Annotated in this window: 16 protein-coding genes and 2 pseudogenes; all 18 read left to right on the top strand. The window is 41.5% G+C overall.

Annotation, left to right across the window (positions count from 1 at the left end):
* Positions 1-7 precede the first annotated feature (7 nt).
* A pseudogene (dnaK, locus tag JCM10991_RS12080) lies at positions 8-1,851 on the top strand (molecular chaperone DnaK).
* 103 nt (positions 1,852-1,954) lie between these two features.
* Positions 1,955-3,115 (top strand): molecular chaperone DnaJ, encoded by a 1,161-nt coding sequence (gene dnaJ / locus JCM10991_RS01290; RefSeq protein ID WP_025020318.1) that lies wholly within the window; start codon positions 1,955-1,957, stop codon positions 3,113-3,115.
* A gap of 109 nt (positions 3,116-3,224) precedes the next feature.
* Positions 3,225-5,063, top strand: coding sequence for a translation elongation factor 4 (lepA, locus tag JCM10991_RS01285; RefSeq protein WP_023859917.1), 1,839 nt, complete (start codon positions 3,225-3,227; stop codon positions 5,061-5,063).
* Between the two features lie 264 nt (positions 5,064-5,327).
* Positions 5,328-6,449 (top strand): YdeJ family lipoprotein, encoded by a 1,122-nt coding sequence (locus JCM10991_RS01280; protein ID WP_025020317.1) that lies wholly within the window; start codon positions 5,328-5,330, stop codon positions 6,447-6,449.
* A 225-nt stretch (positions 6,450-6,674) separates the two neighbouring features.
* Complete coding sequence (infC, locus tag JCM10991_RS01275; protein WP_025020316.1) at positions 6,675-7,175, top strand: translation initiation factor IF-3; 501 nt, start codon at positions 6,675-6,677, stop codon at positions 7,173-7,175.
* Between the two features lie 35 nt (positions 7,176-7,210).
* Positions 7,211-7,411, top strand: a complete 201-nt coding sequence (rpmI, locus tag JCM10991_RS01270) for a 50S ribosomal protein L35 (RefSeq protein ID WP_025020315.1) — start codon at positions 7,211-7,213, stop codon at positions 7,409-7,411.
* A gap of 108 nt (positions 7,412-7,519) precedes the next feature.
* Positions 7,520-7,876 (top strand): 50S ribosomal protein L20, encoded by a 357-nt coding sequence (gene rplT / locus JCM10991_RS01265; RefSeq protein WP_023859544.1) that lies wholly within the window; start codon positions 7,520-7,522, stop codon positions 7,874-7,876.
* A 142-nt stretch (positions 7,877-8,018) separates the two neighbouring features.
* The gene (locus JCM10991_RS01260) at positions 8,019-8,558 is read left to right on the top strand and encodes a YqeG family HAD IIIA-type phosphatase (RefSeq protein WP_023859545.1); all 540 of its coding nucleotides are present in this window, start codon (positions 8,019-8,021) and stop codon (positions 8,556-8,558) included.
* On the top strand, positions 8,545-9,663 hold the full coding sequence (gene yqeH / locus JCM10991_RS01255) for a ribosome biogenesis GTPase YqeH (RefSeq protein WP_023859546.1): 1,119 nt from the start codon (positions 8,545-8,547) through the stop codon (positions 9,661-9,663). Before JCM10991_RS01260 ends, yqeH begins: the two co-directional genes overlap by 14 nt.
* 10 nt (positions 9,664-9,673) lie before the next feature.
* The gene (gene yhbY / locus JCM10991_RS01250) at positions 9,674-9,994 is read left to right on the top strand and encodes a ribosome assembly RNA-binding protein YhbY (RefSeq protein WP_025020314.1); all 321 of its coding nucleotides are present in this window, start codon (positions 9,674-9,676) and stop codon (positions 9,992-9,994) included.
* Between the two features lie 9 nt (positions 9,995-10,003).
* Positions 10,004-10,654, top strand: a complete 651-nt coding sequence (locus tag JCM10991_RS01245; RefSeq protein ID WP_025020313.1) for a nicotinate-nucleotide adenylyltransferase — start codon at positions 10,004-10,006, stop codon at positions 10,652-10,654.
* Positions 10,635-11,228, top strand: a complete 594-nt coding sequence (yqeK, locus tag JCM10991_RS01240; RefSeq protein WP_023859549.1) for a bis(5'-nucleosyl)-tetraphosphatase (symmetrical) YqeK — start codon at positions 10,635-10,637, stop codon at positions 11,226-11,228. Before JCM10991_RS01245 ends, yqeK begins: the two co-directional genes overlap by 20 nt.
* An 11-nt stretch (positions 11,229-11,239) precedes the next feature.
* Positions 11,240-11,596 carry a ribosome silencing factor gene (gene rsfS / locus JCM10991_RS01235; RefSeq protein WP_025020312.1) on the top strand — a complete coding sequence of 119 codons (357 nt, stop codon included), beginning with the start codon at positions 11,240-11,242 and terminating at the stop codon, positions 11,594-11,596.
* Positions 11,597-11,601: 5 nt separating this feature from the next.
* Positions 11,602-12,336, top strand: coding sequence for a class I SAM-dependent DNA methyltransferase (locus tag JCM10991_RS01230; protein WP_023859551.1), 735 nt, complete (start codon positions 11,602-11,604; stop codon positions 12,334-12,336).
* A pseudogene (locus tag JCM10991_RS12075) lies at positions 12,324-13,483 on the top strand (nucleotidyltransferase). The gene JCM10991_RS01230 and the pseudogene JCM10991_RS12075 overlap by 13 nt, the downstream one beginning before the upstream one ends.
* 76 nt (positions 13,484-13,559) lie before the next feature.
* Positions 13,560-14,105, top strand: a complete 546-nt coding sequence (locus JCM10991_RS01220; RefSeq protein ID WP_025020311.1) for a YceD family protein — start codon at positions 13,560-13,562, stop codon at positions 14,103-14,105.
* A 79-nt stretch (positions 14,106-14,184) separates the two neighbouring features.
* Positions 14,185-14,361, top strand: coding sequence for a 50S ribosomal protein L32 (rpmF, locus tag JCM10991_RS14770; RefSeq protein ID WP_081708776.1), 177 nt, complete (start codon positions 14,185-14,187; stop codon positions 14,359-14,361).
* Between the two features lie 167 nt (positions 14,362-14,528).
* Positions 14,529-15,128: a ribosome biogenesis GTP-binding protein YihA/YsxC gene (gene yihA, locus JCM10991_RS01215; protein ID WP_025020310.1), complete on the top strand. Its 600-nt coding sequence runs from the start codon at positions 14,529-14,531 to the stop codon at positions 15,126-15,128.
* Position 15,129: the final 1 nt, after the last annotated feature.

The raw sequence follows: 15,129 nt of genomic DNA, 5'->3' as shown, positions 1-15,129 counted from the left end.
GAAAATAATGGCTAAAATTATTGGTATTGACTTAGGGACAACTAACTCAGCTGTAGCTGTTCTTGAAGGTAAAGAAGCAAAAATTATTACAAACCCAGAAGGTAACCGTACCACTCCATCTGTTGTTTCTTTTAAAGATGGTGAAACTCAAGTTGGGGAAGTAGCTAAGCGTCAAGCAATCACTAACCAGATACAATCGCATCTATCAAGCGTCACATGGGGGAAGCAGGTTACAAGGTAGAAGTAGCAGGCAAGTCCTACACACCACAAGAAATTTCTGCGATGGTGCTTCAATACATCAAAGACTACGCAGAAAGTTACTTGGGTGAAGAAGTTACGCAAGCAGTTATTACTGTTCCTGCTTACTTCAATGACGCTCAACGTCAAGCAACTAAGGATGCAGGTAAGATTGCTGGTTTAACGGTTGAACGGATTGTTAACGAACCAACTGCTGCTGCTTTAGCTTACGGTTTGGATAAGATTGACCGTGACGAACGTATCTTAGTTTACGACCTTGGTGGTGGTACTTTTGATGTTTCCATCCTTGAATTAGGTGACGGGGTCTTTGAAGTATTATCCACAAACGGTGACACACACCTTGGTGGGGATGACTTCGATAACGCCATCATGAACTGGTTAGTGGAAGACTTTAAGTCTGCCAACGGAATTGATTTATCTCAAGATAAGATGGCCATGCAACGTTTGAAGGATGCTGCTGAAAAGGCAAAGAAGGATGTTTCTTCTGCTACGCAAGCACAAATCTCCCTCCCATTCATTACTGCCGGTGCTGCTGGCCCATTACACTTGGAAACAACTTTAACGCGTGCGAAGTTCAACCAATTAACTGCTGACTTAGTGGAACGTACAAAGATTCCTGTCCGCAACGCTTTGAAGGATGCAGGTTTAACTAACGCTGACATTGATGAAGTTATCTTAGTTGGTGGTTCTACACGGATTCCAGCTGTTCAAGAAGCTGTTGAAGCTGAAACTGGTCACAAGCCTAACCAATCAGTTAACCCTGACGAAGCCGTAGCTTTAGGTGCTGCTATCCAAGGTGGGGTTATTACTGGTGATGTGAAGGATGTTGTCTTACTTGATGTTACGCCATTATCCTTAGGGATTGAAACTATGGGTGGAGTCTTCACCAAGTTGATTGACCGTAACACAACAATTCCTGTTTCTAAGTCTCAAGTCTTCTCAACTGCTGCTGATAACCAACCAGCCGTAGATATCCACGTCTTACAAGGTGAACGTCCAATGGCTGCTGATAACAAGACTTTAGGTCGTTTCCAATTAACAGACATCCCAGCTGCTCCTCGTGGTGTACCTCAAATCGAAGTTAAGTTTGATATTGACCGTAACGGGATTGTAAATGTTTCTGCTAAGGACTTAGGGACTAACAAGGAACAAAAGATTACTATCAAGTCTTCATCCGGTTTATCTGACGAAGAAATCGAACGTATGGTTAACGAAGCTAAGGAAAACGAAGCGGCTGACAAGAAGCGTAAGGAAGAAGTTGATTTACGTAACGAAGTTGACCAATTGATTTTCCAAACAGACAAGACTTTAGAAGAATTAGACGGCAAGGTTTCTGAAGAAGAAATCAAGCAAGTTAAGGACGCTAAGGAAGCCTTACAAAAGGCCCAAGAAGCCAACGATATTGAAGAAATGAAGGCTAAGAAGGATGACTTGACCAAGGTTGTTCAAGACATGTCAGTTAAGTTATACCAACAAGCCCAAGAAGCACAACAAGCTCAAGGCGACCAAGCTGGTGACGCAAGTGCTAACCAAAGTGGTGATGACAACACTGTTGACGGTGACTTTAAGGAAGTTGACCCTGACAAGAAATAATCACTAAAAAGACCGTGGGATGCCTGATGGTGTTTGGCGGTCTTTTTTTCCAGGGTCATTGATGATATAGTTAAAGTATAACAATGGAAGGATGGATCGATTAATGGCAGAACAAAGAGATCCCTATGAAGTTCTGGGCGTTAGTAAGGATGCTTCGCAAGCAGACATCAAGCGAGCTTACCGACGCTTATCAAAGAAATACCACCCTGACTTGAACCAAGAACCAGGGGCAGAAGAAAAATTTAAAGAAGTAAACGATGCCTATGAAATTTTAGGTGATGAACAAAAGAAAGCTCAATATGACCAATATGGTTTTGCGGGAAGTCAAGGTGGCTTTGGCGGTGGTCAAGGTTATGGTGGCTTTAGTGGCTTCGGCGGTGGCCAAGACTTCGGAGGTTTTGAAGATATATTCTCTTCATTTTTCGGAGGTGGTGGCAGTTCTGCGCGTAGTGCGAATGCACCGCGGCAAGGACGTGATATGCAATATACCATGAACTTGAAGTTTGAAGAAGCAATTTTTGGGAAGAAATCTGAAATTCAATACAGCCGAGAACAAGAATGTCATACCTGTGGTGGGAATGGAGCTAAGCCGGGTACGAGTCCTCAAACTTGTCGGAAATGTGGGGGCCGTGGTTTTGTCCAAGTTGAACGGCAAACGCCACTGGGCCGTATGATGAGCCAACAAGAATGTGACGTCTGCCATGGTAGTGGTCAAGAAATTACCGACAAGTGCCCAACTTGTCATGGTAGTGGTCACGAAGTTAAGCAACACGCCATTGAAGTAACAGTGCCTGCTGGGGTGGAAGATGGTAACCAATTACGCCTCCAAGGTCAAGGTGGCGCAGGTGAAAATGGTGGACCTTACGGAGACTTATACATTGTCTTCCGCGTGGCACCAAGCGATAAATTTGAACGTGAAGGTTCAGAAATTTACTTTACTTTGCCACTTTCTTTTGCGCAAGTTGCTTTGGGTGACGAAGTGAAGGTGCCAACGGTGCACGGTGAAGTCAGCTTAAAGATTCCTGCTGGGACCCAAACTGGGACGGTCTTCCGTTTACGCGGTAAAGGAGCACCTTACCTACGGGGCTCTGGTACTGGAGATCAAAGAGTAACGGTCGTTGTACAAACGCCTAAGAATTTAAATAAAGCTCAACGTGATGCTTTGCAGGCCTTTGCGGATGCTTCTGGTGAAGACCCAAGTGGGGATGATTCCGTCCGTGAACGGGTGGAAAAATTCTTTAACAAGAAAAAGAAGAAACGCTAAATTTACTAATGGCAGTTTAAGTCGGTTTTAGGCCGGCTTTTTTTGATTGACCTTTTCAGTGAGACTACCATATAATTAATTAAGAGATTAGGAAAGAAAGCGAGAAATAATGGACTTACAAGAAATGCAAGCACGCCAAGCGAAAATTCGTAACTTTTCGATTGTGGCGCACATTGACCACGGTAAATCAACGATTGCCGATCGGATTTTAGAATTAACAGAGACAGTTTCCAAGCGGGAAATGCAAGCGCAACTCCTTGATTCCATGGATTTGGAACGGGAAAGAGGGATTACGATTAAGTTAAATGCCGTTGAGCTGCATTATACTGCTAAAGATGGAGAAACTTACATTTTCCACTTAATAGATACCCCCGGTCACGTCGACTTTTCCTACGAAGTGTCCCGTTCTTTAGCGGCTTGTGAAGGGGCTATCTTAGTTGTGGATGCTTCTCAAGGGGTCGAAGCCCAAACTTTAGCTAATGTTTACTTAGCTTTAGATGATGATTTGGAAATTGTGCCCGTTATCAATAAAATTGACTTACCTTCGGCACAACCGGAAGTAGTTCGCCAAGAAATTGAGGATGTGATAGGTTTAGATGCTTCTGAAGCTGTGTTAGCTTCGGCCAAGACCGGAATTGGGATTGAAGAAATGTTGGAGCAAATTGTACACAATATTCCTGCTCCTGATGGGGATTTGACGGCACCATTAAAAGCCCTAATTTTTGATTCTGTTTACGATGATTATCGTGGAGTAGTCTTGAGTATGCGAGTTGTTGAAGGGGTGGTTAAACCAGGTGATAAGATTCGTTTGATGAACTCTGGGGCCGAATACGAAGTGGTTGAAGTGGGGGTCAACTCACCTAAACCAATTAAGCGTGATTACTTAATGGCTGGTGACGTGGGTTACTTAACGGCCTCTATCAAAGACATCCAAGACACGCGGGTCGGGGATACCGTAACTCACGCTGACAATCCTGCTGAAAAACCTTTAGCTGGTTATCGAGAAATGCACCCCATGGTCTTTTCTGGACTTTACCCTACGGATAACGCTAAATATAACGATTTGCGGGAAGCTCTGGAAAAATTACAATTAAATGATGCAGCTTTAGAATTTGAACCTGAAACCTCCCAAGCCTTAGGGTTTGGTTTCCGTTGTGGTTTTCTAGGAATGTTGCACATGGATGTTGTGCAAGAACGGTTAGAACGAGAATTTAACATGGACTTGATTACGACGGCTCCGTCGGTTACCTATAATGTTGAACTGACTGATGGTCAGATGGTAGATGTATCTAACCCTTCTCAAATGCCAGAAGTTTCCACGATTAAAGAAATTAATGAGCCTTATGTCAAAGCGACGATTATGGTGCCAAATGACTATGTGGGAGCTGTCATGGATTTGTGCCAACGTAAGCGGGGAACGTTTATTACGATGGAATACCTCGATGATTACCGCGTGAATGTTATTTACGATATGCCATTGTCTGAAATTATTTTTGATTTCTTTGATAAATTAAAGTCTGGAACTAAAGGATATGCTTCTCTAGATTATGAATTGGATGGTACGCGTCCAAGTGACTTGGTTAAGATTGATATTCTCTTAAATGGGGATAAGGTCGATGCCTTGAGTTTTATTGCGCACCGCGACTTTGCTCAAGAACGAGCTCGAACCATTGTGGTACGTCTAAAGGATGTTATTCCACGGCAAAACTTTGAAATTCCTATTCAAGCTGCCATTGGGGCGAAGATTATTGCCCGAACTAATATTAAAGCTTACCGGAAGGACGTTACCGCGCGAATTCACACTGGTGACCCTGACCGGCGGGCTAAGCTTTTAGACAAGCAAAAGCGTGGTAAGAAACGGATGAAGTCAGTCGGAACCGTCGATGTGCCACAAGATGCCTTCATGGCTGTCCTAAAGACGGATGAAGACTACAATAAAAATAAATAGGCGTAATAGTGTGATAAAAAACTGCTAGGAAGATTATTTCTAGGTATCAGTGATAATTCTAGTGTAGTTTTAAGACGTATTGATTGTCGTCTTAGTCATGTGATGTGATGGTCAATAGTGTCAAAAGACGTAATTAAAATAAAAATACTGAAGAATCAAGTTTGAATGGCGATATGGTGAGAAACTTTCAAACTTGATTCTTCTTTTCTATAAAAATTATTATGTTAAAATAAAGATATTATTACATAAATAAAGGGGTTTATTATGAAAAAATTCAGTGTTTTATCCGTCAGTTTGTTGTCAGCACTGGTATTAGCGGCTTGTAGTCAAGCTGATAAAGCTTCAAACACTAGTTCTAAGACTCAAGTTAGTGTGATTCCTGAACAAGAAAGTAGCCATTCAAAAAACAAATCAACTGCCAATCAAGGGGATAAGCAGACAGTTTGGTCCAAGAATCAAGCCAGTCAATTAGCCACTTTGATGAAAAATTGGGGAACCACGATGCAGCAACAGTATGAAGAATACACCCCTGATAAGCCGGGAAATTTTTACGGTGCTGAAATTCCTAACTCGGTTTGGAATGGGAAAATGCCACTGGCGATTGATAGTGTGGATAACCAAGTTAAGGTCAAGTGGGCTCCCTCGGGTGAGGGTCCCAAGGATACTTACCTAATTGTGGCTTGCTATTCTGACTATGCAACGCAACGTTACGCGGAAAAGCATGTGTACCTGTTTACCATTTACAATGGTCAACCATACACTTTAGTTTCCATGCAAAATCAAGGTAACGAAAAAAATAGTTTTGTCTTTTCGCAAACACAAAACACCGACTTAAAAGGTGGTTTTGAACAAATTTTCCACGGTCAAGGTGTGCCAAGTGCTTATGCAGGTGGTAGTTCAAGTTCTAACTCAAGTAAGAGTCAAAGTTCTAGTAAGGACCAAGCAGGACTTCCTGTTTCTACAGAGCAAGCATTGCAAGCCTACTATACATTTTTAATGGAGTATAATAATCGTGATAGCCTATACGAAGCGCTTCAAAATCATGATATTTCATCTATTGGAGTAAGTAATAGAAGTGGAGAATCTGTTACTTTTGATCTTAGTCCGGTGGTTAAACGGACTTTCCCAACTAATACTTATGTAGTCTCAGCGACACCTACTGCAGCAGGAACTTTAACCTTCCAAAGAATTAGTGATGATGAGATTCGTGTTTATGATGTGCCATCACATTTCCAAGATCCTCGTTGGGACAATGATAGTGTCTGGGCGAATGAACAGGCTAACGAATATATGGATAATCCACATATTATTAAATTAAAACCAATTGATAGCGATATGCTGAATCTAATGAAGGCCAATCTGTCGGAAAATAGTGATTTAAAATGATTGGGTAAACTCTTGACAGGGAAGTTAAGTTTTGTTAAGATGAGAAAGTTGAGAAAAGCAGAAGTGATAACTTCTCGCCTAGGAAATGAGGTTTCCGGGCTGATGAATCGAATTTAATGCCGTTAAAGGCGTGGATACGGTGCTTTTCTTAAGTACCGTATTTTTTGTGGATTCTGTGTTTTCTCTGAAATTTTTTGGAGGTGAATTGCCATAGCTGTTGATAAGATGGTAAACGATGGTATTCGTGCCCGTGAAGTTCGTTTGATTGCTGATAATGGTGATCAACTTGGAGTTAAAACTAAACATGAAGCGTTAGCTTTAGCTGAACAAGCAAACTTAGATCTGGTTTTGGTTGCGCCAAAGGCTAAGCCACCGGTTGCCAAGATCATGGATTATGGGAAGTACCGTTTTGAGTTACAGAAGAAACAACGTGAAGCTCGTAAGAAGCAAAAAGTGGTTAACGTTAAGGAAATCCGCTTGAGCCCAACGATTGACACGAATGACTTCAACACAAAAATGAAAAACGCACAAAAATTCTTGGCTAAAGGTGATAAAGTTAAGGTTTCGATTCGTTTCCGAGGCCGGGCTATCACACACAAGGACATTGGGCGTGACGTTTTAAATCGATTTGCTGACGAAACTAAAGAAGTTGCGACAGTCGAATCAAAACCAAAAATGGATGGTCGGAGCATGTTCTTAATGCTTGCACCAAAAGCTGACAAGTAATAATTGTTGGTTAATATTTCTAGGAGGATTGTATCATGCCAAAACAAAAAACACACCGCGCATCAGCAAAACGCTTCAAGCGTACAGGAAATGGTGGTTTAAAGCGTTCAAACGCCTACACATCACACCGTTTCCACGGTAAGACAAAGAAGCAACGTCGTCACTTGCGCAAGGCATCAATGGTATCTGCTTCAGACATGAAGCGTATCAAACAAATGCTTTCACAAATGAAATAATTAGTATTTCGTTTACGACTAAAGCTTAAATCTTGGGGCAAGATGCCCATATGAATCAAATCCCAGAATGGGAGACAGTATTGCTGTCGATAATAAGGAGGAATTCACATGCCACGTGTTAAAGGTGGAACTGTGACGCGTCGTCGTCGCAAACGCATTTTAAAATTAGCTAAGGGTTACCGCGGTGCAAAGCACATTCAATTCAAAGTTGCTAAGCAACAAGTAATGAAGTCATACCAATACGCTTTCCGTGACCGTCGTAAGACTAAGTCAAACTTCCGTAAGTTATGGATTGCTCGTATCAACGCTGCCGCTCGGATGAACGGTATCAGCTACAGCAAGTTAATGCACGGTTTAAAGTTGGCTGAAATCGATGTTAACCGTAAGATGTTAGCTGATTTAGCCGTTAACGATGCAGCTGCATTTACAGCACTCGTTGAAGAAGCTAAGAAGGCTTTAGCTTAATAATTTTGTAAAGGCTGGGACGAAGGAGTTTGTCTCGGCCTTTATTCTTTATCGTCAAAATTTTGCAAGTTATATGGAGTCTGGTTTATAATAAAAAGTGAGACTGATAGAAGGAGGAGCCCAGTTTAACAGGGCAAAGAAGATGTTTAAGAGATTAGCACCTACCTGGCAAATTGAATCAATTTATAATTTAACTGCTGCCGATTTACACAAGAATAATATTAAGGTTGTTTTGACAGATTTAGATAACACCTTGATTGCCTGGAATAATCCTGATGGGACACCAGAGCTAAGAGCTTGGTTAAGGTTAATGGAAGAAGAAAAAATTACCGTAGTAGTAGTTTCTAATAACAACCATCAACGGGTGAAGCGTGCCGTGGGTCCTTTAAACTTACCTTTTGTTTCCCGGGCTTTAAAACCTTTGACGCGAGGGATTAGACAAGCACAGAAACGTTATCAAGTGGCCAATGACGAGGTTATTTTGGTGGGGGACCAATTGTTAACGGATGTTTGGGCGGCTAATAACGCTCAGATTCGCTCGGTCTTAGTCAAGCCAATTGTCGAATCCGATGCGTGGAACACGAAAATCAACCGGGGAATTGAAAACCTGGTGAAGGGTAGTCTTTACAAACAAAAACTTTTAAGTAAGAATTGGAGGAATTCACTGGATGACAGAGCTTAGAGAAGAATTATACTGTATTGGTTGCGGGGCTAAGATTCAAACTGAAAACAAAGATGAATTAGGTTATACCCCCCAATCTGCCTTAGAAAAAGGAATTGAAAATCAAGAAGTTTATTGCCAACGTTGTTTTAGATTACGTCACTATAACGAAGTAGCTGATGTGTCTTTAAGTGATGATGATTTTTTAGCTTTACTAAACGAAATTGGTTCTGCCGATGCCTTGATTGTTAATGTGATTGATATTTTTGACTTCTCTGGTTCTATTATCCCGGGCCTCCACCGTTTTGTCGGTAAAAATCCAATTTTAATGGTGGGAAATAAAGAAGATCTGTTACCTAAATCCTTAAAACGCAGTCGTTTACGGGATTGGGTTCGACAATCCGCCAATGCCCAAGGTTTACGGCCGATTGATGTGGTTTTAACGTCTGCTAAGAAGAACCATGAAGTAGACAATCTATTAGAATTAATCAATAAGTACCGTGAAGGTCGCGATGTTTATGTAGTGGGGGTTACTAATGTTGGAAAGTCGACGTTGATTAACCAAATCATCAAGCATACCACGGGAATGCAAGATATTATCACAACGTCACGTTTCCCTGGGACGACTTTGGATCGCATTGAAATTCCTTTGGATGATGGCCACATGTTAGTTGACACACCGGGGATTATTCACCAAGAACAAATGGCTCACTACTTGGATCCTAAGTCCTTACGCTTAGCTTCCCCACAAAAGGAAATTAAGCCGAAGGTTTACCAATTAAATCCAGGGCAAACCCTTTTCTTTGGGGCTTTAGCGCGCTTTGATTTTATTGCTGGTCCTAAACAGGGAGTCGTGGTCTATATGGAAAATAACTTGATGGTTCACCGGACTAAGACTGAAAAAGCGGATGCTTTTTATGATAAGCATGCCGGCAAGCTCTTGACTCCTCCGGGTGAAAAACAAATGGCGGATTTTCCTAAATTGGCACGTTTTGAATTTAAAGTTGAAGAAAAGAGCGATTTAGTCTTTGCGGGCCTTGGCTGGGTAACTGTTAAAGCTGGTAGTATCGTCGCTGGGTATGCTCCAGAAGGGGTAGCTGTCTTACTTAGAAAAGCAATGATTTAAGGAGAATTTTGTGGTTAAATTAACAGGTAAACAAAAGAGATTTTTGCGCTCCCAAGCGCACAATATGCGTCCTTTATTCCAAGTCGGGAAGGATGGCTTGAGTCAAGCATGGTTAGATCAAATTAACGAAGCGATTGAAAAACGCGAATTGTTCAAGATTAACCTTTTACAAAACACCATGGTTGATGAAGATGAAGTAATTGAATTTATTGAAAATAATAGCCGCGTAACGGTGGTCCAAAAGATTGGTCACGTTTTGGTGCTTTACAAGCAAGCTGATAATAAGGACAACCGTGACATTTCTTGGAAAGTTAGAGATTTAGCGAAATAAGGTGACAAAATGGCATTAAAAACTGTAAAAATTCCAGAAGTACAGATCCAAGTTGATTTAGTACATGACCAACCTAGACGTAAAGTCGGGCTTATGGGGGGGACGTTTAATCCGCCGCATCTAGGTCATTTGCTGGTAGCCGAACAGGTTTTAAGCCAATTAGGGTTAGATGAAGTTATCTTTATTCCTGATAATAAACCGCCTCATATCGATGAAAAAAAGACAATTAGTGCGCAAACACGCTTGGAAATGACGAAACTCAGTATCCAAGGGAACCCGCATTTTTCAGTTAGTGATATCGAATTAAAACGAGGCGGAGTAAGTTATACTTATGACACCGTCCAACAATTACGGCGTGAACATCCTGAAAATGAATACTACTTCATTATCGGGGGCGATATGGTCGAGTACTTATCAACTTGGTATAAAATTGATGAATTAGTTAAGATTGTTAATTTTGTAGGAGTTAAGCGACCAGGCTATCAGCTCACGAGTCCTTATCCCGTTTTATGGGTTGATGTGCCAGGTTTTGAAGTATCTTCGTCTTTGATTCGTCAAAAAGTGGCGAGTGGATGTTCCATTCGTTATCTAGTGAGAGACGAAGTGGCGGATTTTATTAAGGAAGAAGGATTATATCAAGATGGAAGTAGCTTACAATAAACATTATTACGCAGGTAGTCGCCAAGAATTGGTGGCCAAAATTGCCGCGGAACTTAGTGATTTTCGTTTTCGCCATGTCCTCGGTGTGGAAAAAGCTGCTCTTGAATTAGCTCAAAATAACGGTGTTGATTTAGAGTTGGCTTCAGTGGCGGCCTTAGTGCATGATTACGCGAAAGAAAAAAGTGACCAGGAATTTTTGGCTATGATTGATGCTTGTCAGCTTGATCCGGACCTTAAAAATTGGTCTAACTTTATCTGGCATGGAGTTGTGGGAGCCGAAATTATTCGGCAAGAATTGGGAATTGAAGATGAAGCTATCTTGAATGCAGTGCGCCGGCATACAGTGGGGGCCGTTAACATGACAAGGCTCGATCAAATTGTATATGTTGCAGACTACATTGAAGAAAATCGTGATTTTCCGGGTGTAAAAACCGCGCGAGCGATTGCCAAAAACGATTTAAAAGAAGCGGTGGCTTTTGAAACTTCCCACACCTTAGCGCACTTAATCGCAAACGAAAAAACAATATATCCGGCTGCAATTTCAACCTATAATGCTTGGGTTTGTGGCCGTTAGGAGGAAAAAATTTGGATAGTAAAGAATTATTACAAACTGTCGTAACTGCTGCTGATAGCAAGCGGGCTGAAGAAATCGTGGCTTTAGATGTACAAGGGGTCAGTTTATTGGCTGATTACTTTGTGATTATGCAAGCCACTTCTGATCGTCAAGTAAAGGCCATTGCCGAAGAAATTCAAGAACAAGTAGAAGAAAAGGGTGGTACCATTCGTGAAGTTGAGGGTAAAAGTACTGCCAATTGGATTTTGATTGATATGGGTGATGTTGTTGCTCACGTCTTCAAGGAAGAAACACGCCAATTCTACAACTTAGAAAAACTTTGGGCAGATGCACCGCTTGTCGATGTAGCTGGCTGGATTAAGGAATAATTGGGATGATTTATACAACTTTTTCCCAGTTGTATGATGAATTAATGGAGCCAACCATGTATGAGCAATGGTTGGCTTTTGTGCAAAAAGAGCTCGACAAGAATAAAGGCCCCCTGCTTGATTTGGCGTGTGGTGCAGGGCGCTTAGCGGTGATGTTGGCTCAGGCGGGTTTTGATGTTTCTGGTTTAGATTTTTCTACTGAAATGTTGGCGCTAGCTGACATGCATGCCCACGAAGCAGGAGTTGAAATTCCTTTAATTGAAGGTAACATGTTGGATTTAAGTGCATTAGATCAATATGACCAAGTCACATGCTTTGCGGATTCATTTTGTTATTTAAAAGATGAAGCGCAAGTGGGCCAAGCTTTTAAGGAAGTCTACCAGCACTTAAATGAGGGCGGAAAATTCATCTTTGATGTCATTACTCCTTATCAAACCGATGTAGTTTATCCAGGTTACATGTACAATTATAATGATGAGAGTCGGGCCTTTTTATGGGCATCATATGCCGATAAAGCGCCACACAGCGTGGTCCATGACCTAACTTTCTTTAATTGGAATGAAAACCTGGGAGGGTACGACCGACTAGCTGAAGACCACCACGAGCGGACTTATGATTTGGAAGTTTATCAAAAACTTTTATCTCAGGCTGGTTTCCAGAAAGTAACGGTGACGGCTGACTTTGGCCAAGCTGAAATTAATGCCGAAACAACGCGGTGGTTTTTCGCATGTCAAAAGTAAAACCAGAAATCGTCGGTATTATTGCCGAATATAATCCATTTCACAATGGTCATCTTTACCAGCTACAACAAGTCAAGGAACGCTTCCCGGGGGCTAAAATTGTGGTGGCCATGAGTGGCAACTTCTTGCAAAGAGGGGAACCAGCCACTTTTGATAAGTGGACTCGGGCTACGCAAGCTCTGGCTAATGGTGCGGATGTGGTCCTTGAATTGCCCGTGGCGGATGCTTTGCAGCCGGCGGACCGCTTTGCCTTTGGGGGCGTACGGGCGTTAGCTGCTTTTGGGGCTGAAGTGCTCGCTTTCGGGGCTGAGCATGCCACTTATGACTTTATGGCTTATGCCCGACTTACGCAAAATTTAACTGGAAATTTCAAAAAATATGACCAAGCTTATGCAGCTTCCTGGCAAGAAGCGATTGCCCAAAAATAGGGCATGAAGTCTCATCCCCCAATGATTTATTGGGTTTAGCTTATGCCAAGGCCAATTTAGCTTTAGGTGAGCCTTTAAGTTTGTACCCGATTCGAAGAATAAAGGCAGCTTATCACGAAGAAGATTTGTACAAGGACCAAGTTATTGCTAGTGCGACGGCTATCCGCCAAGCTTATCTGGCTGGGAAACTTACGGATTTGCAAGCATATGTACCCAAGTCTACCTTTGTGGATTTAGAGTCTCAAAAAATGTTATCATGGGCGGACTTTTGGCCATTATTACGCTATCGTTTAACTATGGCGAGGATTGAGGATTTAGGGCAAATTTATGGTATGGCAGAAGGTATTGAGTACCGTTTGGTTCAACAATTAGAACAGCTAGGTCCGCAGGCGACGTTTGAAGAGTGGCTCAAGGCGGTTAAGAATAAACGTTTCACTTATACGCGCTTGAGTCGCTTAGCAACGGCTGTATTACTTGATTTACGGACTGAAGAAGTTCAAGTCTACCAAAAGGCACCTTTCTTACGTTTACTTGGCTTTAGCCAGGCGGGGCAAACCTTACTTAATAAAGTTAAGAAAAACACCCCTTATCCTTTGGTAACACGGGTGACTCAAAAAGATAAGCAAACATTTCTTGCTACCGATTATAAAGTAGGACGGATTTATCAGCTTTTAAATGGGCGACAACAGGATATAAAACGCCAAGTGATAAGGTTTTAAGCTGTCAAGGAAAAAACATTGACAAAGGCTAATATTGTAAGTATAATAAAATTTGTTGCATTAGGAGGATAAAAGCATGAAATGGTCTTTAAATGAACTGCGTCAGGCAGGTTCACAACCGATTGCTTTTGAAGAGCAGTTAGATGTAACTTCATTATTAAAGTCACGTTTACCAGAATTGATAGACATGACAAAAGCAAAGGTTTCCGGACTCTTTTCCGTAGATTCCTTAGGGGTTCTCGGCTATGCTAAAGTTGAGGTTTCCTTGACTTTACCATCGACTCGGTCCTTGGAACCAGCGCAATTAACCTTATCTTTTGATTTGACAGAACACTATGTCAGTCATCACGAGCATGATTTATCACGATTTGATGACGATGATGTGGTAATTGTCTTAGATGAAGATATTTTAGACTTAAATGAAGTCGTGGTTGATAATATTTTGTTGCATATTCCAATGCAGATTCTAACGGAAGCAGAGCGTACTGCGGACCAAACTTTCTTAGAAGGTGATGATTGGCAAGTGGTAAGTGAAGCCCGTTTAGAAGAAATCAAGAAAGAGGAAAAGCCTGTGGTTGATCCACGCTTAGCAAAGTTAGGCGATTTTTTCAAAGAAGATTAGAATAACTCTTGCAAAGTTACTTAGAAACAAGTAAAATTTTCTTGATTGTATTTTTAATTAATTTAAGGAGGTGCCAAGAATGGCTGTACCAGCACGTAGAACATCAAAGACTCGCAAGCGTCTTCGTCGTACACACTACAAGATCACTGCCCCAGGCATGAGTGCATGCCCTAACTGTGGTGAATTCCGTAAGTCACACCACGTATGCTCAAGCTGTGGTTTTTACGGTGACAAAGAAGTTGTAAAGGTTAAGTAATTAACTTTTTAAAAGCTAAGATAGGGACCATGGCCCTTTGTTAGCTTTTCTAATCCCCTCAAGGAGACTTGGAGGGGATTTTCTTTTATCGTAAAAAATGAAATACATATTTTTCCTTGAGGTATGTTAAAATGATAGGAGTAAACTAAAAATAGACGGGGGATTTTATGAAGGTCAATAATGTTGATTTAACAATTAGTGCGGTCCGGCCGGAACAATATCCTGAGCAAGGCTACCCTGAAATAGCTTTGTCAGGGCGTTCAAATGTCGGTAAATCCTCATTGATTAATACTCTAATTAATCGCCGCAATTATGCGCGAACTTCCAGTCAACCGGGAAAAACCCAGACTTTAAACTTCTATAATTTAGAGGACGAATTATACTTTGTGGACGTACCAGGTTATGGTTATGCCAAGGTTTCTCAAAAAGAAAGAGAAAAGTGGGCTCGGATGTTGGAAACCTACTTTGAACAAAGAGCTGCCTTGCGTGGGGTGGTTTCTCTCGTTGATGCACGTCATGAGCCGACGGTGCTTGATCAGCAAATGATAGAATTTTTACACTACTATAACTTACCAATTTTGGTGGTTGGAACTAAGGTAGACAAAATCGCGAAGAATAAGCGCAATCGGGCTGAAAGTATCATTCGCAAAACCTTGAATTTAAACAAAGAAGACAAAGTAATTTTGTTCTCAGCAGTGGATAAAACTGGTAGGGAAGAAATTTGGAACTGGATTGACCAGGTAAAGACATTTCCTGAAAGGAAGTAAA

The organism is Ligilactobacillus equi DSM 15833 = JCM 10991, from assembly GCF_000615765.1.
In the GTDB taxonomy this organism is placed as follows: domain Bacteria; phylum Bacillota; class Bacilli; order Lactobacillales; family Lactobacillaceae; genus Ligilactobacillus; species Ligilactobacillus equi.
Note: the sequence above shows the minus strand (reverse complement) of the source record. Positions and strands in the feature narration are given on the sequence as shown.

Coding starts and splice junctions, on each gene's coding strand:
- dnaJ (WP_025020318.1), top strand. CDS start 1,955: ATGGCAGAACAAAGAGATCCCTATGAAGTTCTGGGCGTTAGTAAGGAT.
- lepA (WP_023859917.1), top strand. CDS start 3,225: ATGGACTTACAAGAAATGCAAGCACGCCAAGCGAAAATTCGTAACTTT.
- JCM10991_RS01280 (WP_025020317.1), top strand. CDS start 5,328: ATGAAAAAATTCAGTGTTTTATCCGTCAGTTTGTTGTCAGCACTGGTA.
- rpmF (WP_081708776.1), top strand. CDS start 14,185: ATGGCTGTACCAGCACGTAGAACATCAAAGACTCGCAAGCGTCTTCGT.
- infC (WP_025020316.1), top strand. CDS start 6,675: ATGGTAAACGATGGTATTCGTGCCCGTGAAGTTCGTTTGATTGCTGAT.
- JCM10991_RS01245 (WP_025020313.1), top strand. CDS start 10,004: ATGGCATTAAAAACTGTAAAAATTCCAGAAGTACAGATCCAAGTTGAT.
- yqeH (WP_023859546.1), top strand. CDS start 8,545: ATGACAGAGCTTAGAGAAGAATTATACTGTATTGGTTGCGGGGCTAAG.
- JCM10991_RS01220 (WP_025020311.1), top strand. CDS start 13,560: ATGAAATGGTCTTTAAATGAACTGCGTCAGGCAGGTTCACAACCGATT.
- rplT (WP_023859544.1), top strand. CDS start 7,520: ATGCCACGTGTTAAAGGTGGAACTGTGACGCGTCGTCGTCGCAAACGC.
- rpmI (WP_025020315.1), top strand. CDS start 7,211: ATGCCAAAACAAAAAACACACCGCGCATCAGCAAAACGCTTCAAGCGT.
- yqeK (WP_023859549.1), top strand. CDS start 10,635: ATGGAAGTAGCTTACAATAAACATTATTACGCAGGTAGTCGCCAAGAA.
- JCM10991_RS01230 (WP_023859551.1), top strand. CDS start 11,602: ATGATTTATACAACTTTTTCCCAGTTGTATGATGAATTAATGGAGCCA.
- yihA (WP_025020310.1), top strand. CDS start 14,529: ATGAAGGTCAATAATGTTGATTTAACAATTAGTGCGGTCCGGCCGGAA.
- JCM10991_RS01260 (WP_023859545.1), top strand. CDS start 8,019: ATGTTTAAGAGATTAGCACCTACCTGGCAAATTGAATCAATTTATAAT.